The organism is Capnocytophaga sp. oral taxon 335 str. F0486 (assembly GCF_000277665.1).
Lineage (GTDB): Bacteria > Bacteroidota > Bacteroidia > Flavobacteriales > Flavobacteriaceae > Capnocytophaga > Capnocytophaga ochracea.
Map to the genome: position 1 here is coordinate 184861 of NZ_AKFR01000015.1, position 22160 is coordinate 207020.

Here is a 22160-nt window from a genome sequence, read left to right on the forward strand (position 1 = left end):
ATGAACGATGAAAAAGATAATATTCACACTAATAGTATTGGCAACACTGGTTGCTTGCCAAAAGAACGAACCCGATAGCTTGTTCGACAAGAACCCTTCGGAACGTTTTGAAGAAAGTCAAGCCGAATTGCGTAAAGAACTTACTACTGCTCAGCAAGGCTGGAAACTTACCTATTTTACTAAAGAAGGCGTATTTGGTGGCTACCATTTTTTGATGAAGTTTACCCCCGAAGGTCTTGTAACAATGGTATCCGATTTCAATAGTAGTACAATCTCTCCTACCACCAGTAAATATGAAATACAAGAGGGACAAGGTACTATGCTTGCTTTCACCACTAAAAATTATATTCACGAATTAGCAGATGCAATGCAAGGAATACGAGGTAAAGGGTATGCAGGGGAATTCGAATTTATTTATTATGGTAAAGAGGGGAACAAACTTAAATTCAAAACCCAGCGCAAATCTACTGAGCAGTTTGTATATTTCGAACCCGCTACAGCACAAGATTGGACAGACATTACTACGCTTTCAAGTAATCTCAGTACCTTGGTTGAGAATATGTCTAATTATTATATGAAAGTAACTGCTAATGGCACTAGTACTGATTATGAAATTGGTATGCAAAACGGGCTTATAGGGGTAGCACCTCTCAACTCTAATACACCCTCATTAGCTTCGACAATGGCTACTAAAACAGGAGTAGCCTTTAAACCTGCCCTTACTATACAAGGCAAGAAGTTTACTGAACTAACCCGTGATGATAGTACCACCCCTCCTACCTATAAAGCCACCGTAGACGGGGTAACGGCAGAAGTATATTTTTCATTAACACCTCCTGATGTATTTGTTACAGATGATTATAAAGATGTTAATACAAAAATAGTAGCATTCATCTTACTTACAGATGAAATGAAAAAATATACAAATATTACAAGTACTCCTTTCTATGAAAATGTCCTAAAAGCAAGTGATAATAGTGATTTTACGAGAATTCAATTAGTATTTAATAGAGGAAAATGTACGGTTAGCTTAGGATATGACTTTAATGGAACAGAGAACTACATTGCAGTTCTCTATGACTATGAATTAAGAAATAAGCGTTTATATTTAAAAAATAGAGTAAATCGCCCTAAGGATGCTGTTTGGCAAGATCCTGCTAATAGTGCTATTCTACAAAAGGCTGAAACAGCTCTTGATTATTTTACTGATATTTCTGCTGATGGTTTTTATGTGACAAAACTTTCAAGAAGAATTGGACGTTATAACAATCCTGCTTATACTTTACAAAGTGCTAATACACCAGAGAATAATACTCCTTATTATGCACAAATGAGATAAAAATAAATAAACTGTATAAAAAGTTTCAAGATTATTTTTGCATCACCACACTTTGCCAAAGTTTCACACTTTGGCAAAGTTATTTAACCTCTAAAACTCTGACCTAAATGTACAAATTTATCCTTATAATAGCTGTACTCCTGCTCATTACTCATATTTTCTATGAGCCCTCAGTAATAGGTATTACTGCCCTATTACTGCTTATTGTGCTATCTATTTGGAAAATAAAAAACAGTACTAACACCTAAACAAAATACAAATGAAAAAGTTATTATTATCCCTGCTTTTATGCGCTACTGTTAGTGCTTTTAGCCAAGAAAAAGGAAGCGCTAAAGATAGTATTCCGTATGCGAAATGGTCATTCATACCCTCTGCCGGTATAGGTTTTGCCGAAATGGTAAGCAACGATTTTCAAACCTTCGGGATTTTTGAACACGGTCATTTACAAATACACTATTATCCCGAAAGAAACTTCCGTTTGGAAACAGGATTAGGAGTATCTCATTTTTCACAAGGAAACTTTAAAGAGAGTGAAAAAGAATACTCCCTGCTAAGGGTAGCCACCCTTGAAGTACCTGTGAGATTAGAAGTGCTTACTCCTGTAAATAACAATGTTTATCTCCTTACAGGTGGGGGATTACAGTTCAACGCTCCTATATGGCATCAGTTTAAAACCCAAGACGTAAACTACCAAAGCTCCACAGGAGGTACTCTCAACCTCTCTCTTCACCTCCTCGCTGGGATAGAAATCTACGCTACCGATAAAACCATACTCTCTATTTATGGAGAATACGGAGGCTCTTTTTGGCAAAAAGGAAACTATGTAACTCGCCATCAAGCTACTATTAATGTTGGTTACACTTATATATTCTGAAAAACGTCAGTTCTCACAGGTGCGAGCCACACGGGCAGGAGAAAATTAGCAAATGGGTAGTGATAAAAAGGTTTTTTGATAGGTCTGACTTGTCGAACAAATAGGACTGGTTAGGGTTTTCGAAAGGAAACGGAAAGGTTCGGAAGGGAGAGTTCAGGTAAGAGGTAAAAGATAAGAGGTAAATTGGGTACACTTAGCTTATAGAGAGCTTATAGGAAGCTTATACGAATCTTGGACGATTGGTATAGAAAGGGTATATAAGTAATTGATTTATACCGTAATATAACAACGCTAAAAATGATAAAAACGAGGTTTCGAGGCGAAAATAAGAGAAAGGATAGACGGATTACTGAAGGTCTCGGAGAGACTCTGAGAAACTCGGAGGTGCGAGCTATAGGGTCGTAAAGAGGGGAGTATGGCGATATAAAAGAGGAAATAGCATTTGATTATACCCGACTGATGTTAATCAAAAAGAGAGGGGAGACAGTTTACGTAAACTGTCTCCCCTATTGTTATATAAAATAATAGCGATGGGATTTTTCTATGGTTTAAAATACTTCTCTAAACTCTACTTCTTTATCGGTTTTGTTTACGATGAGTATTTCAGAAGATTGGGCAGTATAGCCTAAATCTTTACCTTCATCTATGGTATATTTCACCAAAATACCACCTGTAAGAGTGGTTTCTAAGGCTTTTACCACTATTTTTACTTCCTTATTGCTGGCAGGGGCTACGATAGCTAAAACGCTCTGTTTGCTGAAATCAATAGCGGTAGGGCGAGCCGTGATAGTAGTAGCACCTCCAAAGATACGGTCAAAATCAGCTTGTGAGTCGATTTTTAAAGTTTCTACTTTTGTATTTTGGAAACTATTATTGACAAAATAGTTCTCAGCGGGAGTGTAACTCACAGCATTTTTGCTGTTGCCACAACTGGCGAGGAACGTTGCTATTACTGCCATACTTAGGATAAGTCTTTTCATTATTTGTCACTTTTTAATGATAACCTGCTAACATATAGACAAAAACCGTGCCAAGACTATAAAAGGTCGCGTGCAATAAGGCGTTCCATACCTATTTTTTTTGCTGCACGGTCACCTTGTAAACCGTGTAAAAAAACACCTAAGCAAGCAGTTTCCACCGCACTATAACCCTGAGCCCGTAAGCCCGTAAGCATTCCGGTAAGCACATCGCCACTACCTGCCGTTGCCATTCCTGCATTTCCAGTGGAATTTATCCAATACTTTTCTCCATCGGTTATCATCGTATAGGCTCCTTTGATAAGAAGTATTACTTTGTGCTCTTTGGCAAAGGCTTTGGCTTTAGTGAGCTTGTGCAAGTCGTCGTCCCACTTACCTATAAGACGCTCTAATTCCTTGGGGTGTGGTGTGAGAATTGCATCTTTTGGAAGGTTTATTAATTGTTCAGGATGTTGAGCGAGGATATTCAGTGCATCGGCGTCTATTACAAAAGGAATATCAGGGTATTGTTGAAAAAGACCAAAGAGTGCTGAGGCGGTTTCGGGATGCGTACCCCAACCGATACCCACGCCTATGGCAGAGGGCGTAAAAGGAATCTCTGCTGGCTTATAGTATTTTTCTTCCTCGCAGGTGAGTACCATCGCCTCGGGTAGGGCAGTTTGCAGTATGTTATAACCACATTGGGGAATAGCAACGGTAAGCAGACCTGCCCCTGCACGCAATACGGCTGTCCCGCTAAGCACTACCGCCCCTATTTTACCATAGCTTCCCCCTACGAGCAACGCGTGCCCATAAGTACCCTTGTGCGAAAATTTGGCACGTCGTCGTTGTAATTGCTGTATATCGGATTCTAGATAGTAGAAATCGGGGTGAAGAGTCTTTAAAAAATGCTCGTCCAAACCTATGTTGAGCACTTCCCACTTACGGATATAACAACCTGTGGAAGGAAGGAAGAAAGGCAATTTCGGGGCTTGAAAAGTGAGCACTTGGTGAGGGTGTACCCAAACCTCCTCGGAAGACGGAATGCGTTCGGTAGGCAGACCCGAGGGCATATCTACACTTAATATATAGCTGTTAGAGTCGTTTAAATTCCGAAATATTTGTTGTACCCATTTAGGAGCTGGACGGTTGAGTCCAATGCCAAAAACAGCATCTATCACTATCTTACCAAACGTAATATTATTTACTTGTTCGGCTCGTATTTCGGTAATCGCAATTCCTTGTGCTTCTAAGAGCTCTTTATTCTGCTGGCAATCGGGCGATAGGTGTTCGCTAAAGCAAAGCAGATAAATATTCACTTGCCAACCATCAGCTATGAGCATACGCGCCAAAGCAAGACCATCTCCTCCGTTGTTCCCTGTACCTGCCAATACGGTAACAGTTCGCTCTTTGGGGAGGTGTTCTTTTATCCACTCAAAGAGTTTGGTTGTGGCGCGCTCCATCAGTTGCCACGAGGTGATACCTTCAGCAGAGATAGTATGCGCATCAGCTTCGCGCATTTGTTGTGTGTTTAGAATTTTCATTTCTCCAAAGTAAAAAAATGTTAGCTAATCAAAACATTTGCTCATCTACTAATCTGCTAATTTCTAAATTAAATTGCGTGCGTAACTCGCTTTTAATTCTTATCAGGTTTATAGAGTGATTGCTTAAAGAGCTCATCGGGTTTCATTGCCAAAATTTTCAACATAGATTCCTCTTTATGATTTTTAGCATAGGCTTGTACTATGCGTAGTCCTATAAATCTACCTATTTGTCCTGGTGATTCATTATCTAATTCTAAGTAAAACTTGGAGAAGGGGGCTGGATACAAAAAGCGGGTGAGCAGTTTCTTATCTGTTTGATACAGCAATTCTTTTTCTATAAAATAACGCCATATCTCAGCTTCGTTTGCCTCAGCCCAAGCGTACTTCTTCGCATCATACCGCAAAAGGTCAGCGGGTGTTTTTTTGGGTAATAGCTCACTTTCTAGATAGAGCTTTTTGCCCTCGTAAATCATATTGTCCAAGAAAGTGAGGTGTATGCCACGAGGTACGAGTTTATCGGCAAAAGCATCAGCTACATCTATCACAAGGTTTTTCTTGTCTAAATCAGCCCTGATGTACTTATCCATATCTTGGTAGTATTTGTGTTGAGTTCCTAAGTAATTATCTGTACCGATAAGTAAGAGACTATCGGCATAAATCACTCGGGTTTCATAAGCTACCCTACTGATGAGCATCACTACTTTAGGTGGCTCAAACTTGGGGAAATAGTACTTAATATGCTGAAACAAGTTCTTAATCTCTTTCTTCTCAGCAGAAAGTGTACCTACACTCTTTTCAATTTCTCCGTACAAATCGGCATAATGCAGATTCGCAAAAGCAGGAATATCAGGGAAGATAGAACCCTTGCGTATCTCACACCACTCTTCGGGGGTAACGCTCTGAGTGAAAAAATAAGGATACTGTGCACATAACTCACCCATTTTTGCATCAGGAGTTTTCATAAAGAGCGAATCAAGACGTATCCAACCAAAGTCCATCGGAATCGCTGCTATTTCTTTCTCTTTTTTGTCGCTACAAGCCATTGCTAATAGCAGACTCGTAAAAATGAATATTTTCTTTATCATAGTATTTGTTATTAGTCGTTAGTTTTAGCTCTTAGATTATTGTCCAATTTAGCTAATTATTCCACTCCAAAAACTGGGTATCTATTCCTCTTTGGGTGCAAAGATAAAGCAAATTTATCAATTTAACAATTAGTCGTCAGCCTTCAACCTCGTATAACCAGTCCGGCTCGCCCAAGTAATCGCCTGTCGTACTGCAACCAATAATAAGAAAAGTCGTTCAGCACCTTGCCAAACGACCTTTCACAAATATTAATCCTCTAAAATTATTTCTTCTTTTTCTTCTCAAAATTCACCGCACACGAGTCGATTTCCGATACGCGCAAAGTGTTTACCATTCCCTTGCCTTGCATTGGCATCGACACGAGACTTATCATTATATCACCCATATCCACGTAGCCTTTTTCGTTGGCAATGTGGTTAATGTCTTCAATAAGCTCATCAGTAGAGACAAAGCGGTCGTAGTAGAAAGTAGTTACCCCCCACAAAAGGTTCAACTGGGTGAGGATACGCTTGTTGGCAGTAAAGATGAGAATGTGCGAATTAGGTCGGTACGACGAAATGCGGAAAGCAGCATACCCACTGTTTGTAAGTGAAGTAATCACTTTAGCATTGGTGTCGTTCGCCATCTTGGCTGCGTGAAAACAGATAGTGTTAGTTACATAGCGCAACGAACGGATAAAAGGTGTAACAAGTGGTACTTGTATCAAATTCGAATCCTCTACACTCTTGATGATGCGAGTCATTTGTTGGATTACCTGTACAGGATATTTTCCTACCGAAGTTTCGCCTGAAAGCATTACCGCATCAGCACCGTCCATTACCGAGTTTCCTACGTCGTTTACCTCAGCACGGGTAGGTGTCAAACTGGAAATCATACTTTCCATCATTTGGGTAGCGATGATTACCGGAATGTGGTGTGATTTAGCCTTGCGCACCAATTCCTTTTGGATAAGAGGCACTTCTTCCGCTGGGATTTCTACCCCAAGGTCTCCACGAGCCACCATTATACCGTCGCAAGCCGCCATAATCTTATCGATATTCACCAAGGCTTCTGGCTTTTCTATCTTAGCGATGATAGGAATGCGGTGTCCAGCATTTTCTTCGATGAGGTCTTTTAAATCCTGAATATCTTCAGGGTGACGCACAAACGAGAGCGCAAACCAGTCTACGTCTTGTGTGATAGCAAAAAGAGCATCACGCACGTCTTTTTCGGTAAGCGCAGGGAGTGATATTTTGGTGTTAGGCAAATTCACGCCCTTTTTAGATTTCAGCGGACCGCCTTGTACTACTACTGCTATTACCTCGTCTTCGCGGTTGGTGGATTCTACTTCAAAGATAAGTTTCCCATCGTCTAACAAAATGCGTTCTCCGGGGTTCACATCGGTAGGGAACTCTTTGTAGTTCATATATACGCGCTCTTTAGTTCCTACGAAGGGCTCTCCGGTAACGAAAGTAACTCGGTCACCAGGGTATACCGTAGCGTCGTCTTCCATTACCCCCACACGCAATTTAGGACCTTGTAGGTCAGCGAGGATAGCGGTATGAAAGCCGTTTTCTTCGTTGATTTGGCGAATCATTTGCACGCGGTTGCGCACATCATCGTAATCGGCGTGCGAGAAGTTGATGCGGAATACATTTACCCCCGCAACCATCATATCTCTTATCACCTCAGGACTCTCGGTCGCTGGACCTAAGGTCGCTACAATCTTTGTTTTCTTTGTATTTAACATTCTTGAAAAATCAATTTATATTTTTTATCTAGGGTATCAATTGCTATTTCTCGTGCGGTAGTGGCAGGCACTTCACGAAGCCGATTTAAAATTTTCGGTATATCCAGCCGCCCTTCAGTATCTATCTTCAAAAAGTAATCCACCTTCTTTTCGTTCTCAACCAAATATTGCAGCTGTGGCAGTTCTTCAAAAAGGGTAACCACAGCCGTAGGAGCTTGTGTGTCTTGCAGTTTGTTAGCTATACAATGCCAAATAATATCCGCAGAGGTGTCCTCCCAAGTATAATAGGAAAACTGTCCTCCCGAAGGCATCGTCAAACAAGCCTTTCCTTTTGTCTTAGCCAACTGCAAATGTAGCGTTTTATTTAAGAAATACGCCAGCTGATAGTCTTCCAAATGGGTGTGAAGAGCGATAAGTTTATAATCGCAAAAAAACTCTGTCGATAGCTTCAGTTTTGCCATAACCACTCATTTCGGGTGCAAAGATACAAAACAATTCACAATTAGCAATTAACCATTGATAATTTTAACACGATTGCTTCTTCTACTATCAAAACCGCACTCCAAAGCTAAACCCTATCCCTCTATACTCCATCATCTCAGGAGTTTCACTCCAAAGGAGAGGTTCTGCTACATCAAAACTCGTGTAAGAAGTATAAGCCGATAAAAACATACTATACTTGTTTCTCACTAAAAACGGAATGGACAGCCCTACCTTCACTTCCCCCATCGATGGTTTTACTAGGGTGCTCAAAGGCAAAAAGCCAGCTACTTGTACAAAAACATTTCCCTGATAATTCTTTACAGGGTTCAAACGGAGTACACTACCCAATTTTAATCCTGAGGCTACAGGGTTTTGAAAATGTGTAAAACCGCCTACCGCTCCTACACTCAATATCCTAAACAAGCGGTAATTTACTGTAAAATCACTTGAGATAATAGGCTTCTCAGTTAGTAATGCCTCGTCGCCTTCATACAAATTCGTACGAGAGTTTAACCAGCTATAAGAGTATTTTGCGCCACCATTTCGAGGAAAAGTAAAACTTAATTCCCCTTGGTAAAACCACCTACTTTCTTTCTCAGGCACTACTTGCGTTATAGTTTCCGTGCTTACATTTCCTATAACCGATGTGCTTTCCGTATTTTCCTGTGCCGTAGCCAATCCCACAGCAAAAAAAGGTATTATATAAAGTATTTTTTTCATTCTATAATTATTAAGTTTTAAAACCGTATCCCAAAGCCAAAACCGACTCCGCGATACTCTACTAAGTCCGGTGTTTCATCAGCAAATAAGGGTTTAGCAGGGGTAAAACTTGTATAAGAAGCGTGTAGAATAACCCCGACACTGTATGATTCTTCAACAAGAAGAGGTATACTCAATCCTATCTTTGCCTCTCCTGTTGAAATTTTTACGTTATGTAAAGGAAAAAAACCAGAAAACTGAGCAAAGATATACCCAAAAGAGTCTTCAATAAGCTCATATCGTATGACACCTCCTAATTTTAAAGCTGTAGCAATAGGATTTCTGAAATGATTTATCCCTGTTAATGCTCCTATGCTAAATCTCTCAAAGAGTAAATAATTCATAGAAAAATCCGTGGAATATATTACTTTTGTTTTTAATACAATATCTTCATTTCCTTTTATATTTGCTGTCTTTGTATTAAAAGAATAAATAGATTTATCTTTATTGGGTACCGTAAGGTTTACCTCAGCTTGTGAAAACCAACGTTTGTCTTCAAGATTTTGTCCTTTTACTAAATATGGAAGTACTAAAAAAAATATTATATAAACTATTTTTCTCATAATAATCTCTTTTTATTTTTCATAAACCATTCTCACACCTCTCCAAGTACCTCCTACTCTTGCCATACCGTAAAAGTCATATTTTACAGTCTTATATTCTCTTAATTCGGGAGGTTTTACTCCAAAATTGTTATACCATTTACCTCCCTTCTTGTCAACAGAACTTGTAAAGGTAAGAAGAAATCCATAGTCAGTGCTTAGATGTATTTTTTTCTTATTTGTATTCTCACCTTGGTAACGTTCTGCAAAATACATTGCTTCTATTTCATCTTCAAACTGAGGAGTTCTAACCACAGCAAACTCTTTATCTTTTGAACCTATATTTCTCAGAAAATCAAAACCCATTTTATAGAGTGTTGCAATGTTTTTTTGTGACAATAAATCTGATACAAAAAGCTCTTTTTCATAGTCTATTTTATACCCAGCAACACTTGGAATATAAATTGTAAGTAATTTTTCATTATTATATTTTATAAAAGGAAGTTTTGCTTCCTCTACTTTAAAAGTTGATTTTAAATAATTATTTTGTGCGTGAAAGTAAAAATCTCCTTTGTAAGCAAGTATAATAAACTCATTTTCATCCTTAGCCGCTTGTAACTCTTTAAGAGGGGCTGTAGGCATTTTGTATGTCATATAAATATAATTAATTCCTAAAACTACTTCATTAGCCTTTGATGCCCACCATATCCTAAAGCGACGTGTTTGATTTCTTACTGAAATACCTACTGACTTATAAAATCCGTAATTTTGATTAAAAAATTCTATTTTCACACGATGTCTTCTGTCAAAATGCTCTGTTGCGACTCTACTTTCTCCAAATATTCTGTGAAGAAACCAATTTCTACCTCCTCTTGTTATAGGCAATCCATCAATAATAGGTTGTAATTCATTAGCAGGCGTTAAGTTCACTATTCTCTTTTGCTCTTCTTTAATATTGTTTCTCTCTAATTCAGAGATAGGAGCTATAAATCTGTATACCCCGTCTGCTACTTGCTGTTTTCCAGAAGCAGTTTCCCGAAGTTTTAATAATTCCTCAGCTGAAAGTTGAGGTTGACGGTCTTTTAGATAGTTTTTAAGTTTAAGAGAATCCTTTAGATGAGAAGAAAAAACTCCTCTTGTAGTAAACTTGTATAAAGTGTCTTTTACAACTATTTCATTATTTTCATCAATAAAAGAAGCCAAAAGAGGGTCTGAAATCATATTTTCTTCCTCTTTCTCCTCTTCTGTTTCATCATCAACCGTATCTGGTTTTCCTTCATAAAGTTTTATGAGTTCAGGGTCATTTTCTATATCCCCAATAGGATATTTAGGACGAAATCCTTTTAAATAAAGTTCTTTCATCTTTTTTTCTAAAAGCTCTTCATCATTTCTCAATTCTCCCATCATTTTAGATAAACTCTCAGAAGAAGAAAACTGGTAACGTCCTCCAACTACCCCATCGGTTACAAGAGTTTGTTGTGGCTCTTCGTTTTTTTGGTCTTCTACAAATGTGTCATTATCTTTCTTACAGCCAATAATGATAAATGACAGCAAAATTGTACTTAAAAAAATTCTTTTCATATAACATCTTCTTTTATTTCGGTGCAAAAATACAAAAAGAACACACAATACCAAAAAACAATTTTCAGGACACATCTCACCGCCCTTTGTTTTATCTTCGTTTTTCTTCTCGTTTATCACCTCCTAACCCTTCTCCTTTAACTATTCACTACCAACCACTTATATACCCTTTCTATACCAATCGTCCAAGATTCGTATAAGCTTCCTATAAGCTCTCTATAAGCTAACCCCACCCTCCTCATAGCCTTTTTTTATCAAAATTCCTCCCTCCCTTCTTCCGTTCTTTTCCGATACCTTTCTATTTCCTCAGCTCTCCCTAATAAAGCCACGAATCTCGTCTTACCTCCGTCCGACAAGTCCGAATCGTCCGATACTCCGAATATATACAACAAAAAAGGCTGTCCTAAAATAGGACAGCCTTTATTATATAACTTATACGGTTCGTACGCGCCTGTGTGGCTCACACGCTCACACTATTTTACTCCGTGCATCATCGCTTGAAGTTTCTTGTTAAGGAGTATCATTCCTAAACCGCAGAGGATTACAAATCCTGAAACCGCAGCAAATACTACGCTTGCCCCAAGTTTCTCTACGTAAGAAGCAATCACTCCTCCTGCTGCATTGGCGAAGAAAGCAGCCATCATCCAAACACCCATCATAAGTCCTGCTAAACGCGGAGGTGAAAGTTTTGTAACCGTAGAAAGTCCTACGGGTGATAAACACAACTCACCAATGGTATGTGTAAGGTAAGTAAGCACCAACCAAGCTAAGCTGGCTTTCACTGCTATATCTTTAGGGTCTACCCCTATGGAGCCACCGCGCTCATAAACAGCGCCAAGCATAAAGAAGAACCCTACCCCTAAGAGTATCATTCCCATTCCCATTTTAAACGGAGTAGTGAGACGTTGTCCCATTTTAGTACCCCAAAACGATGCAAATACCGGTGCTAATAATACAATGAACAATGGGTTTACTGATTGGAACCAAGCAGTAGGAATTTCAAAGCCCATCACCGTCCTGTTGATATAGTTATCGGTATAAAGGGTAAGCGAAGAGCCCGCTTGCTCAAATCCTGCAAAAAAGAAGATTGCAAAGAAGAAATAGATAAAGATAACAGCAATACGCTCTTTTTCTTCTTTGGTAAGTGGTTTTTGCACTTCGGCTTCCGAAAGTTCTTGTATTTTTTTCTTACCACCTTTTGGTTGCAATCCAAGGTCGCCTAAGTATTTCTGTGCAAAGAAAATAAATATCAACTCTCCTATAAGCATACCGATAGCAGCTGCCAAGAATCCATATCTATAACCGTAAGAAAGGATTATTTCTTTTCCTTGTGCATCTACACCGTGAGTAGCAAAGATGTTATCAGTAAGGAATCCAGTAATGAGTGGTGCTAAGAAAGCCCCTAAGTTAATACCCATATAGAAAATCGAGAAAGCCGAGTCTAAACGTTTATCACCTGATTCATAGAGTCCTCCTACTAAGGCTGAAATGTTCGGTTTGAAGAACCCGTTACCTATAATCAACAAAAATAGCCCTAAATATAAGCCAAAGTGAGTGTTTATAGAGAACAACGCAAACTCACCGAAGAACATTATGAGTCCCCCTAACAATACTGCCCTGCGTTGTCCTAAAAAGTTATCGGCTATCCAACCACCAATCAGTGGAGTGAAATAGGTAAGCCCTGTGGCAAAGCCATAGATAAGACTCGCTGTAGCTTTATCGAAAGCCAAACCGCCTTCAAGCCACGTCTTGGTGAGGTATAACATCAAAATACCACGCATTCCATAGTAACTGAAACGCTCCCACATACCTGTTAGGAACACCAAATAAAGCCCCTTAGGGTGCTTCTTTTTCGCATTTTCTACGTTTGTATCCATTTATTTAATAAATTAAAAAGTTTGTTTATAAATTAAAATTCTACATTAAATATTTTTAATCCAGTAAAGTTTTTCTTTTACAGATTGTCCCCCTTCGGGGGGACGGGGGCTTTGTTTATAAATTTTCTATGATAAAATTCGTCATTTTTGTATATAACTGATAGCGTGTGCTACCTGTGTTGTCGTAAATACCGTGATTCTTATCGGGGTAAATTAACCAATCAAAATCTTTTTGCAAACTCACCAAGGTATTGATGAGCACCATTGCGTTTTGCACGTGTACATTGTCGTCGGCACTACCGTGAATGAGCAGGTATTTACCTTTGAGTTTGGCAGCGTGAAACAACGGTGAATTTTCGTCGTAACCTTTTGCGTTCTCTTGGGGGGTGCGCATAAAACGCTCGGTGTAAATAGTGTCGTAAAAACGCCAATTGGTAACAGGGGCTACTGCTATCGCCATCTTGAATATATCACCTTTTTGAAACAAACAGTTAGACGACATAAAACCACCGAAACTCCAACCCCAAATGCCTATTCTGTTCTTATCTATATAAGGATAAGTCCCTACGAGCTGAGCGACTTCTGCTTGGTCTTCAACTTCGTATTTCCCTAGTTGCTGATAGGTGCATTTCTTAAAATCTGCTCCTTTATAACCTGTGCCTCTGCCGTCTACACATAGAACTATATAACCTTTTTGGGTGAGCATTGCGTGCCAAAAGTCGTTCATATCCCACCATTGGTCAGCTACTTCTTGTGAACCTGGTCCTGAGTATTGGTACATCAAGAGGGGGTATTGCTTTTTAGGGTCAAAATCCTTAGGTTTGAGCATATAAGCGTTGAAAGTACCCTTAGCAGTTTTCAGTTCCATAAACTCTTTTTCGGGCAAATTGTAGGCTTTGAGTCGCTGGGTATATTCGGTATTGGTAATGATTTCTTTGAGTTGTTTGCCGCTTTTGGTGTCGTTCAGCGTATAACGCGGAGGTGTAGAGGCATTCGCAAAAGCGTGGATATACATAGTGAAATCCCCGCTAAAGGTGCCTTTGTTCGTGCCTGCCTCAGTAGAAAGTGCGCGAGGGGTTTTGCCTTTGAGGCTCACTGCATAGAGTCCTCGGCGGGTAGAACCTATTTGGGTAGATTGGTAGAACAACTGTTGGGTTTTAGGATCATAACCATAACAATCGGTTACTTCCCAGTTACCACGCGTGAGCTGGCGTACTAATTTCCCTTTGGCATTGCAGTAGTAAAAATGGTTATTCCCATCTTTCTCCGATTGGTAAATAAAACTATTATCGGGTAAAAATAGTATCTCCTTGTTAATGCTTACATAAGTCGCGCTGGTTTCCTTCACTAAGGAAGTCGTTGCCTTCGTCTGGCTATTCACTTGCAAGAGTTGCCAATCGTTTTGGTGGCGATTGAGAGTTTGTACCGTCAGCTTATGAGGGTCGTTTGTCCATTGCAAACGCGGGATATAATAGGCTTTCAAGGGTATTTCAGCCACCGATTTATCAGCCACAGTATAGATATGCAAACTCACCGCCGAATTAGCTTCCCCTGCTTTGGGATATTTGAAAGTATAAGGCGTAGGATAGAGGTCGTAACCGTAGATATCCATTGAAAATTCGGGAACTTTGCGCTCATCCGAACGTATAAATGCTAATTGTGTACCATCGGCATTCCAAGCAAACAATCGCACAATCCCAAACTCTTCTTCGTACACCCAATCAGCAGTACCGTTAATGATAGCGTTCTTCTGTCCGTCGGTAGTGATTTGGGTTTCCACACCCGTCGTGAGGTCGTATAAATACAAGTTGTTTTCGTATACAAAAGCCAATTGCTTACCATTAGGTGAAAAAGTGGGGACTTGTATGCGCTTGTCGCTCACTTTTTTAAGGTCGCCAGAGGCGAGGTCGTACAGAAAATAATCGGCTATAAACGAATGTCGGTAGATATCCTCTTTGCGAGTGGCAATAAGGAGCTTTTTCTCATCGGGAGAAAACTCATAGCTCTCAATCCTGTTCACCCTTTCATTAGTTTCAAAGAGTGTTTGTACTTTGCTGAGCGTCGCAAAGTCGTAAAGGTTAATTTCCTGAATGTGTTTGTCACGGTTATATTCGAGCACTGTATATTGTGGGGTTTTCTTCAGTGCCTTCAAGTTGTACATACGTTCGGGGTAAAAAGCGTGTTGCGTCCAGATATTCTCTAAAGAAATAGACTGTGCAGATAACAAGTAAAAGCTAAGAAATAAAGCCAACAAAAGCTGGGTATGTAAGTATTGGTGCACTCTATTGCGTCTAAATACAGCCACCTTTTGTAATTCATAATTCGCCATTTCTAATTAGTCTTTTGTCATTTATCATTAACCTCTAACCATTGATTATTAATTTCGCGGTCAATATTAGTCAATATTTTTGATATAGAAGCTATCTTTTAATCTGTTTTTTTATATTTATTTTCTATATGATTGATTTTGAATAGCTCTCACTGTTCAACCGATTTTCATATTCCCCTAATACTTTTAGCTCTTCTGTCATAATATCCAAAAGTTGCATCGCTTGTTGGTATCGGGCATAGCTATCAAACACCACATCTACAAAGAATGCGTATTTCCAAGGAGTCTCTATTACAGGCAACGACTGTATTTTAGTCATATTCATATCATAATCACGTAACACGTTCAGCACCGTTGCCAAGCTACCACTCTTGTCATATACTTGGAATTTAAGCGTCGCCTTATTGATATCTCTTTTGGGTAGGTGTGCATCAGTAGTTTTAAGTACCACAAAGCGGGTAACATTACGCTTAATGGTTTGTATGCTTTCCGCAATAATAGGCAAGCCGTAGAGCTCAGAAGCCGATGCCGAAGCAATAGCCGCCACCCCTTTGAGTTGTTGCAAGTGTATCTGTCGTGCTGCCTCAGCTGTATCAGGAGATTCCACCAGTCGTATATCAGGATAATCGTGAAAGAAATCCTTACACTGCAACAGTGCCATATAGTGCGAATGTACCTCAGTAATATCCTCTAAGCGTTGCCCTTCTAGCGCCATCAAGTGGTGCTGTATGTTCATATAGTGCTCCCCTGTAATATGCAGGTTATGGCGGTCTATAAGCGCATAATTAGGTAATATTGCTCCTGCAATGCTATTCTCAATAGCCATTACGCCCCAGTCAGCATCGCCTTTCAACAGTGCTTTCACTACCGCATCAAAAGTACGACATTCCAGCACCTCTATGTCTTTGCCAAAGTAACTCTCAGCCGTCTGATAGTGAAACGAACCTTTGATACCCTGTATTGCTACTTTTTCACTCATTTACATATTAAAAATCACCCCTTGCGCATCTTTTTATGGCAATATCGCTCCTACCGCTATATCACAGCGGTGTCCCGGTTGCCCGTGAGGCGGATTAGGCTTCCCCGAAAAGCCCGGTTCAGTAGTCCCCGTGTGCTGTTGTGCCATTTTGGGGTCGATAACTATTTGTTGCTCTACCGTTTTAGGCGTAGCTGGTGCTTGCTGTTTCACAGGCTTACTGTTCAGCAAAGCGCCCACCGGTATATCACAACGGTGCCCTGGTTGCCCGTGAGGCGGATTCAGTTTCTGTCCCTTCGTCGCCACCCCTTGCTGTGTCTGAGGTTGTGCCACCTGCACCTGTTGCACTTGTGGCATACCTCCCGAAACTACGGGCTTAGCATCGGCACTACTCACAGGCTGTGCTTGTGTTTGCGTTTGGGCTATCACATTGCCGTCGTTGGGTAGCGGAGCCCCCACGGCTATATCACAACGGTGTCCTGGCTCTCCGTGAGGCGGATTGAGCTTTGCTCCTTGCTGTGTAGCTGGTAGCGATACGTTGTTAGAAAAATTCGCCCCACCCGCACCAAACGGATTTCTTTCGTTACTCTTATCGCGTGCTTCCTCAGCTTTTTGAGTGTTAGCAAGAGCATCTTCGGCAACAGCTATTTCCTGTTGCCCGTTATTACAAGCCATTAGGGCAAACATTGTAGTAGTGAGTATAGTAAATCTTACATTCATAAATGGGTAAATTTTCGGCAAAGATAGAAAATAATTATCAATTAGCAATTCACCCATAAATATTTTCTCACCCCCAGCGCTGTAAGTTCTTACATTCGTTATATATCCTACACAATCCCTATTTACATAGTTCTTTTTTCTACGAAAACGCTTCCTTACAGATATCCTCTTACCAAAACAGAGACTTCTATCCTATAAGATTCGTATAAGCTAAATATATCCATTTTACCTTTTACTCATATACCCAGCTTTAAGCCCTCACTGGCTTTACCTTATTATCTTTTACCTAACGAACCTCCCTCCTACCTCTATGGCTCACCTTTGCTGACGCGTTTCTTATAGCTCGTGTCCCATTTACTAATTTTCTAATTTGCTAATTCTCTAATTTTTCTTCCCTTTTCCGTCACCACATTCCCCCTTTGAATGGAAGTCTGCAAGAGCAGGGTATGTGAGAAGGGGGAGGTTTCTTTTGATTTTCCGTCATACTCCCTCCTAGTGCCTATGGCCTAAGGCCTATCACCTATTCCTCTTTCTTTCGCCTCGAAACCCTCTTTTTACCATTTTTATACTCGTTGTATTGTGTTATGAATCAACTTTTTATATACCCTTTCTATACCAATCGTCCAAGATTCGTATAAGCTTCCTATAAGCTCTCTATAAGCTAACCCCACCCTCCTTACACCCTTTTTTCATCAAAACCTCTCCCTAACCTCTTCCGAACTTCTCCGATATCTTCCGAATCCCTCAACCCTCTACATTTGCTAATTTCCACATTTGCTAATCTGCTAATTTAACAGCCCGTGCGGCTCGCACTTTTGGCAAAGTTAATTATCAGTATTTCTGGCATTATTGGCATTTTTAGCATTATTGGCATTATTATTTTTGTTTTATAAATAATAATTCACTACCTTTGTACCGAAATTTAATCACATACGTTATGAAAACACGTACAAAAATCTTAATTGTAATAGTTATAGCTCTTTTGGTCGCTATCTTAGCACAAGACATCGACAGCCTATTAAACTCCTTTTATGAGGGGTATGAAAAAGGTAAACAACGCTGATGACTTTTATAATGCCTGTATGTGATGACCCTCCCAACATTTTCCTTAATTCGCATTTTTAATAATAAGCATATGAAAAAATCAAAACCAAACCGAATTATAGGCGCTTTCCTAATACTAATGGCAATCACCTATCTGTACAACAACTGGACTTCCGCCAAACAAGGGTTCCTTGAAGGATTGTTCGGACAATAGTTATTAACACTAATACTCGTTTGTAATATGAAAACAAAAGAATCAGAAACAGTATCCATACTCAAAATGATATTCTTAGCCATTCTACTATGGTGGTTCTTATATGGCGTTTTTTATGCCTTAGGAGAATTTGTAGGGAATATCCAGAAAGACTTATGAATTTTCTTACCTCAGTCCGTCGCCTTATTCTTAGTGACAAAAGACTAACCCTTGTAGCTATTATCTTGTCTATATTTTTTATTTATAGATTAGGGAAAGCTACAGGCGAATTTTTGTATTATATCTCTCATTAAATCCTTATATTATGTGGTTAGCTATTGTATTTTTATGTATCTTTTTAGTAAGTGCTTATCGCGAGAAAAATAAAGAAAGACGCTTGGTGCTCTCTATTATTTGGGTGATAGCAATACTCCTTACCATAGGCTTTCAAATAGGAAGAGACCGCGCAAAAGCCGATATAGCTACAGAAGAATCTGTGATTTCAAAAACTAAATAATAAGAATACTCATATAGCTCACACCCCCGAGTCCCTTCGTCAGCATGAGCTACAAGCTCACGCCCCATTTCCTCATTCTCTCATTTCCTCATTCTCTCATTTCCTCATTCTCTCATTTCCTCATTTTCTAATTTCCTCATTCTCTAATTTCCTCATTCTCTAATTTCCTCATTTCCTCATTTTCTCATTTCCTCATTTTCTCATTTTCTCATTTCCTCATTTTCTCATTTCCTAATTCTCTAATTTGCCACATACTCAGCTGTCATAAATTTTACCTTTTATCTTCCAAAAACTTTTTTTGCTTTTTATTTGCTTTTATCTTTTTTTGTTTATATCTTTGTCCTCTAAAACAATCGTAAGTTTTAGAATGTTAAACGAAACTATTATATTATGAATGAATTAACAGAAAAAGACCGCCAATTGCTCATTAAAAAAGGGATCTCCGAAGAAATACTCGATGCCCAAATAGCACAATTCAAACAAGGAATTCCTCCTATACAACTGTATAAAGCCGCTGTGATAGACGATGGTATTATTCCGCTCAGCAAAGAAGAAGCCGCCAAGTACGCTGCTATTTATCAAAAACGAAAGCGAGGTAACACTATCCTCAAATTCGTACCTGCCTCTGGTGCGGCTACCCGTATGTTTAAAGCTCTTTTCGCTTTCCGAGACGATTTCGAACCCGATCGTGAGTCATTTATAGCTTATGTCAATAGAACAGGTAACAAAGAAGTTAAAACCTTCTTCGAAGGTCTCGAACGCTTTGCCTTTTATCCTATCTTAAAAGCTGCTATTGATAAAAATCACCCCGACTTTTCCTCACTAAACGAAGATATCCAAAAACACATCATCGTCAATACGCTTCTCAATGAAGAAGGGTTGGGCTATGGCAATATGCCTAAGGGATTACTACCTTTCCATAAGCATTCCGAGAAAATCGCCACTCCTTTTGAAGAGCACTTCCGCGAAGCAGTACTTTATGCCTCCGATGAAGAAGAAGCACACCTACACTTCACCATCACCGAGCAGCATACCGAAGCTTTTTATAAGGAACTCAACCATATCAAACCTATACTCGAAGAACGATATAACATTACTTTCGACGTAACTTTCTCTTACCAAAAACCAAGTACTGATACAATTTCGGTAACCGAAGATAATGAGTTTTTCCGCGACGAAGAAGGTAATTTAGTCTTTCGCCCTGCGGGGCACGGAGCGCTACTCAGCAACCTCAACGATATCGATGCCGACATCATCTTCATCAAGAATATAGATAATGTGGTAGTGAAAAAGTATACCGATGAGACCGTGTTTTACAAAGAAGCGCTCGCCGGAAAACTATGTGAAGTACAAGACGAAGTGTTTAAAATCCTACATCGTATAGATAATGATAAGATTAAGAAGAAAGAGATTAAGCATATCCTCGATTTCCTCAAAGAAATTAATATCTCTGTTCCCGATTATCTCTATAAATTCCGCCGTCAATATGCTATGGAGTTTATCAAAGAGCAACTGAATCGCCCTATACGCGTATGCGGAATGGTGAAGAACGAAGGAGAACCCGGTGGAGGTCCTTTCTGGGTGAAAGATGGTGAAGGTTATAGTTTACAAATCATCGAATCTGCACAGGTGAATATGGCAGATGCCAAGCAAAAGGAAATTTTCCAGCAATCTACTCACTTTAACCCCGTAGATTTGGTTTGTGGCACGAAGAACTACAAAGGCGAGAAATTCGATTTACAACAGTACGTAGATCCTAACCAAGCCTTTATAACCTCCAAAACCTTTATGGGCAGACCGCTAAAAGCATTGGAACTCCCCGGTTTGTGGAACGGCTCAATGGCTCACTGGATTACCCTATTCGTAGAAGTACCTATCATCACCTTCAACCCCGTAAAAGTAGTAAACGATTTATTGAAGAAAACTCACCAAGGATAATTCTTTATTAACAATTGATATTATTAAGAAAGCGTTGGCAAAGGTCGTGCTACGACCTTTGCCAACGCTTCTTATGCAATACCTTTTATCTTTTATTCACATACCCAGCTGTGAACCCTCACTGGTTTTATCTTTTACTCACATACCCAGCTGTGAACCCTCACAGGCTTTACCTTTTATCTTTTACCTTTTACCTAACTATACACTCCCCCGTTGATATTAATCACTTCTCCGGTGATATACGAAGCTTTTTTAGATACCAAAAACGATACGAGGTCAGCTACTTCTTCGGCTTCCCCAAAACGACCTACCGGTATAAGTTTCACGAGATCTTCTTCGTTGAGCGAAGAGGTCATATCAGTGCGTATAAACCCAGGAGCAATGGCATTCACGGTGATGTGTCTTTTGGCTACTTCTTGCGCCAAGGCTTTGGTAGCCGCAATAATCGCTCCTTTGGCAGCCGAATAGTTGGTTTGCCCTGCGGTTCCCTTCACTCCCGATACCGACGAGATGTTGATAATACGTCCATAACGATGGCGTAGCATCTTTTGGATAAAGAAATTAGTAACATTGTAGAAGCCGTCGAGAGTAGTGGAAATCACCTTGCTCCAATCCTCTTGGGGCATCCACATAAAGAGTCCATCGCGGTTAATACCTGCGTTGTTCACAATCACCTCTACTACGGCATCTTTATTGTCGTGTTGCCATTTGGTAAGGGCTTCGGTAGTACTTTGGTGGTCAGATACGTCAAAGCGTATAATCTCTCCTTCACGCCCTAATTTCTTGATGTGATTGAGGGTTTCAAGTGCAGCAACCTCATTGCTTTGGTAAGCAATGAGTAAATGATAATCGGTGTCTTGTGCGAGTTTTTCGCATATAGCGCGCCCTATACCTCGCGAACCACCTGTAATAATAGCATACTTTCTCATTTTGTTTAGGTAAGAGGTAAGAAGTAAAAGATAAGAGGGGTAGGACTCTTATTTTACTGAATACACTCTTGTTTAATATTTATTATTGAATTAATTTATTATTGGATTTATTATTATTGTTGATTATATATTGTTTAAAGTAATTATATTTTCTGCCTAAAAATTGTGCTACATTTCTTACCTCTTACCTCTTATCTATTCAACTTCTCTTTTGTGGTTTTTACGGTTTGTGCAAGCATTTTAATGATTTCATCACAGTCTGCGTGAATATTATTATACTCTGTAGTTGTCAAATATTGTGCTCTATAAAGGAGCTCTAACCAATAATCTGTTTCAGCAGCTTCTTTTAAGGCTATACTTGTTTTATTCAAATAGTCAGGATCAGAGATAGCAAATTCTTGTTCTGCTAAATTAGCACCAATACTTGTTCCTGACCTTAGTATCTGTTTAGATATTACATATTCTCTTTTTTGTTCTTTCAGATATTCACATAGGTGTATAATTCTTAAAGCAAAATCCTTTGATTTATTTCTTACTATACTAGTTCTCATTTTGTTTAGGTAAGAGGTAAGAAGTAAAAGATAAGAGGGGTAGGACTCTTATTTTACTGAATACGCTCTTGTTTAATATTTATTATTGATTTAATTTATTACTGATTTATATATTGTTTTAAGTAATTATATTTTCTGCCTAAAAACGCGCTACTGTCACGTCCTAAAAAAGGTTGTCATAATTAATTATTGT

22 protein-coding genes are annotated in these 22160 nt (G+C 39.4%); 8 read left to right on the top strand and 14 right to left on the bottom strand.

Annotated elements, in window-relative coordinates:
- The first annotated feature begins 7 nt into the window (after nt 1-7).
- From HMPREF1320_RS03470 to HMPREF1320_RS03475, 3 genes are all read left to right on the top strand, one after another.
- A complete protein-coding gene (locus tag HMPREF1320_RS03470) occupies nt 8-1339 on the top strand; it encodes a DUF4302 domain-containing protein (protein WP_009417392.1) in 1332 nt (443 codons plus the stop codon).
- A 107-nt stretch (nt 1340-1446) separates the two neighbouring features.
- Complete coding sequence (locus tag HMPREF1320_RS11500) at nt 1447-1587, top strand: hypothetical protein (RefSeq protein WP_009417405.1); 141 nt, start codon at nt 1447-1449, stop codon at nt 1585-1587.
- Nucleotides 1588-1598: 11 nt separating this feature from the next.
- The gene (locus HMPREF1320_RS03475; protein WP_009751495.1) at nt 1599-2213 is read left to right on the top strand and encodes an outer membrane beta-barrel protein; all 615 of its coding nucleotides are present in this window, start codon (nt 1599-1601) and stop codon (nt 2211-2213) included.
- 548 nt (nt 2214-2761) lie between these two features.
- Here the strand turns inward: HMPREF1320_RS03475 and HMPREF1320_RS03480 are convergent.
- The 12 genes from HMPREF1320_RS03480 to HMPREF1320_RS03535 all read right to left on the bottom strand — a co-directional run bounded on the left by HMPREF1320_RS03480 (nt 2762) and on the right by HMPREF1320_RS03535 (nt 16795).
- Entirely contained in the window at nt 2762-3193 is a 432-nt protein-coding gene (locus HMPREF1320_RS03480; RefSeq protein ID WP_009751583.1) for a hypothetical protein, read from the bottom strand.
- Between the two features lie 56 nt (nt 3194-3249).
- A complete protein-coding gene (locus tag HMPREF1320_RS03485) occupies nt 3250-4713 on the bottom strand; it encodes a bifunctional ADP-dependent NAD(P)H-hydrate dehydratase/NAD(P)H-hydrate epimerase (protein WP_034553993.1) in 1464 nt (487 codons plus the stop codon).
- Between the two features lie 92 nt (nt 4714-4805).
- Nucleotides 4806-5798: a gliding motility protein GldB gene (locus HMPREF1320_RS03490; RefSeq protein WP_009751493.1), complete on the bottom strand. Its 993-nt coding sequence runs from the start codon at nt 5796-5798 to the stop codon at nt 4806-4808.
- A gap of 263 nt (nt 5799-6061) precedes the next feature.
- A complete protein-coding gene (gene pyk / locus HMPREF1320_RS03495; protein WP_009751549.1) occupies nt 6062-7528 on the bottom strand; it encodes a pyruvate kinase in 1467 nt (488 codons plus the stop codon).
- Entirely contained in the window at nt 7522-7989 is a 468-nt protein-coding gene (locus HMPREF1320_RS03500; RefSeq protein WP_009417391.1) for an IPExxxVDY family protein, read from the bottom strand. The genes pyk and HMPREF1320_RS03500 overlap by 7 nt, the downstream gene beginning before the upstream one ends.
- Nucleotides 7990-8077: 88 nt before the next feature.
- Nucleotides 8078-8731 (bottom strand): hypothetical protein, encoded by a 654-nt coding sequence (locus tag HMPREF1320_RS03505; protein WP_009751531.1) that lies wholly within the window; start codon nt 8729-8731, stop codon nt 8078-8080.
- 17 nt (nt 8732-8748) lie between these two features.
- Nucleotides 8749-9333, bottom strand: a complete 585-nt coding sequence (locus HMPREF1320_RS03510) for a hypothetical protein (protein WP_009751574.1) — start codon at nt 9331-9333, stop codon at nt 8749-8751.
- A 12-nt stretch (nt 9334-9345) separates the two neighbouring features.
- Nucleotides 9346-10893, bottom strand: coding sequence for a hypothetical protein (locus HMPREF1320_RS03515; protein WP_009417401.1), 1548 nt, complete (start codon nt 10891-10893; stop codon nt 9346-9348).
- Nucleotides 10894-11366: 473 nt separating this feature from the next.
- Nucleotides 11367-12770: a peptide MFS transporter gene (locus HMPREF1320_RS03520; protein WP_009417397.1), complete on the bottom strand. Its 1404-nt coding sequence runs from the start codon at nt 12768-12770 to the stop codon at nt 11367-11369.
- Nucleotides 12771-12885: 115 nt separating this feature from the next.
- Nucleotides 12886-15099 (bottom strand): S9 family peptidase, encoded by a 2214-nt coding sequence (locus HMPREF1320_RS03525; protein WP_009751565.1) that lies wholly within the window; start codon nt 15097-15099, stop codon nt 12886-12888.
- Between the two features lie 124 nt (nt 15100-15223).
- The gene (locus HMPREF1320_RS03530) at nt 15224-16078 is read right to left on the bottom strand and encodes a prephenate dehydratase (protein WP_009751521.1); all 855 of its coding nucleotides are present in this window, start codon (nt 16076-16078) and stop codon (nt 15224-15226) included.
- Between the two features lie 33 nt (nt 16079-16111).
- Nucleotides 16112-16795: a hypothetical protein gene (locus tag HMPREF1320_RS03535; protein WP_009417385.1), complete on the bottom strand. Its 684-nt coding sequence runs from the start codon at nt 16793-16795 to the stop codon at nt 16112-16114.
- Nucleotides 16796-17732: 937 nt separating this feature from the next.
- On the opposite strand from HMPREF1320_RS03535, the gene HMPREF1320_RS11740 reads away from it, so the two are divergent.
- The 5 genes from HMPREF1320_RS11740 (at nt 17733) to HMPREF1320_RS03550 (ending at nt 20487) form a co-directional block, all read left to right on the top strand.
- Nucleotides 17733-17858 carry a hypothetical protein gene (locus HMPREF1320_RS11740; protein ID WP_009751499.1) on the top strand — a complete coding sequence of 42 codons (126 nt, stop codon included), beginning with the start codon at nt 17733-17735 and terminating at the stop codon, nt 17856-17858.
- A gap of 72 nt (nt 17859-17930) precedes the next feature.
- Nucleotides 17931-18053: a hypothetical protein gene (locus HMPREF1320_RS11745; protein ID WP_009751489.1), complete on the top strand. Its 123-nt coding sequence runs from the start codon at nt 17931-17933 to the stop codon at nt 18051-18053.
- Between the two features lie 27 nt (nt 18054-18080).
- Entirely contained in the window at nt 18081-18212 is a 132-nt protein-coding gene (locus HMPREF1320_RS03540) for a hypothetical protein (RefSeq protein WP_002677128.1), read from the top strand.
- Nucleotides 18213-18357: 145 nt separating this feature from the next.
- Nucleotides 18358-18549, top strand: a complete 192-nt coding sequence (locus HMPREF1320_RS03545) for a hypothetical protein (protein ID WP_009751547.1) — start codon at nt 18358-18360, stop codon at nt 18547-18549.
- 390 nt (nt 18550-18939) lie between these two features.
- Nucleotides 18940-20487, top strand: a complete 1548-nt coding sequence (locus tag HMPREF1320_RS03550; RefSeq protein ID WP_009751511.1) for a DUF4301 family protein — start codon at nt 18940-18942, stop codon at nt 20485-20487.
- Nucleotides 20488-20681: 194 nt separating this feature from the next.
- On the opposite strand, the gene fabG is transcribed toward HMPREF1320_RS03550, so the two are convergent.
- Nucleotides 20682-21416, bottom strand: coding sequence for a 3-oxoacyl-ACP reductase FabG (fabG, locus tag HMPREF1320_RS03555; RefSeq protein WP_002674825.1), 735 nt, complete (start codon nt 21414-21416; stop codon nt 20682-20684).
- Between the two features lie 191 nt (nt 21417-21607).
- The gene (locus HMPREF1320_RS03560; protein ID WP_034553999.1) at nt 21608-21967 is read right to left on the bottom strand and encodes a four helix bundle protein; all 360 of its coding nucleotides are present in this window, start codon (nt 21965-21967) and stop codon (nt 21608-21610) included.
- Nucleotides 21968-22160 lie beyond the last annotated feature (193 nt).

Bases quoted from the DNA above. Each gene is read 5' to 3' on its own strand.
- HMPREF1320_RS03470 (WP_009417392.1), top strand. From the start codon at position 8: ATGAAAAAGATAATATTCACACTAATAGTATTGGCAACACTGGTTGCT.
- HMPREF1320_RS11500 (WP_009417405.1), top strand. From the start codon at position 1,447: ATGTACAAATTTATCCTTATAATAGCTGTACTCCTGCTCATTACTCAT.
- HMPREF1320_RS03475 (WP_009751495.1), top strand. From the start codon at position 1,599: ATGAAAAAGTTATTATTATCCCTGCTTTTATGCGCTACTGTTAGTGCT.
- HMPREF1320_RS03480 (WP_009751583.1), bottom strand. From the start codon at position 3,193: ATGAAAAGACTTATCCTAAGTATGGCAGTAATAGCAACGTTCCTCGCC.
- HMPREF1320_RS03485 (WP_034553993.1), bottom strand. From the start codon at position 4,713: ATGAAAATTCTAAACACACAACAAATGCGCGAAGCTGATGCGCATACT.
- HMPREF1320_RS03490 (WP_009751493.1), bottom strand. From the start codon at position 5,798: ATGATAAAGAAAATATTCATTTTTACGAGTCTGCTATTAGCAATGGCT.
- pyk (WP_009751549.1), bottom strand. From the start codon at position 7,528: ATGTTAAATACAAAGAAAACAAAGATTGTAGCGACCTTAGGTCCAGCG.
- HMPREF1320_RS03500 (WP_009417391.1), bottom strand. From the start codon at position 7,989: ATGGCAAAACTGAAGCTATCGACAGAGTTTTTTTGCGATTATAAACTT.
- HMPREF1320_RS03505 (WP_009751531.1), bottom strand. From the start codon at position 8,731: ATGAAAAAAATACTTTATATAATACCTTTTTTTGCTGTGGGATTGGCT.
- HMPREF1320_RS03510 (WP_009751574.1), bottom strand. From the start codon at position 9,333: ATGAGAAAAATAGTTTATATAATATTTTTTTTAGTACTTCCATATTTA.
- HMPREF1320_RS03515 (WP_009417401.1), bottom strand. From the start codon at position 10,893: ATGAAAAGAATTTTTTTAAGTACAATTTTGCTGTCATTTATCATTATT.
- HMPREF1320_RS03520 (WP_009417397.1), bottom strand. From the start codon at position 12,770: ATGGATACAAACGTAGAAAATGCGAAAAAGAAGCACCCTAAGGGGCTT.
- HMPREF1320_RS03525 (WP_009751565.1), bottom strand. From the start codon at position 15,099: ATGGCGAATTATGAATTACAAAAGGTGGCTGTATTTAGACGCAATAGA.
- HMPREF1320_RS03530 (WP_009751521.1), bottom strand. From the start codon at position 16,078: ATGAGTGAAAAAGTAGCAATACAGGGTATCAAAGGTTCGTTTCACTAT.
- HMPREF1320_RS03535 (WP_009417385.1), bottom strand. From the start codon at position 16,795: ATGAATGTAAGATTTACTATACTCACTACTACAATGTTTGCCCTAATG.
- HMPREF1320_RS11740 (WP_009751499.1), top strand. From the start codon at position 17,733: ATGAAAACACGTACAAAAATCTTAATTGTAATAGTTATAGCTCTTTTG.
- HMPREF1320_RS11745 (WP_009751489.1), top strand. From the start codon at position 17,931: ATGAAAAAATCAAAACCAAACCGAATTATAGGCGCTTTCCTAATACTA.
- HMPREF1320_RS03540 (WP_002677128.1), top strand. From the start codon at position 18,081: ATGAAAACAAAAGAATCAGAAACAGTATCCATACTCAAAATGATATTC.
- HMPREF1320_RS03545 (WP_009751547.1), top strand. From the start codon at position 18,358: ATGTGGTTAGCTATTGTATTTTTATGTATCTTTTTAGTAAGTGCTTAT.
- HMPREF1320_RS03550 (WP_009751511.1), top strand. From the start codon at position 18,940: ATGAATGAATTAACAGAAAAAGACCGCCAATTGCTCATTAAAAAAGGG.
- fabG (WP_002674825.1), bottom strand. From the start codon at position 21,416: ATGAGAAAGTATGCTATTATTACAGGTGGTTCGCGAGGTATAGGGCGC.
- HMPREF1320_RS03560 (WP_034553999.1), bottom strand. From the start codon at position 21,967: ATGAGAACTAGTATAGTAAGAAATAAATCAAAGGATTTTGCTTTAAGA.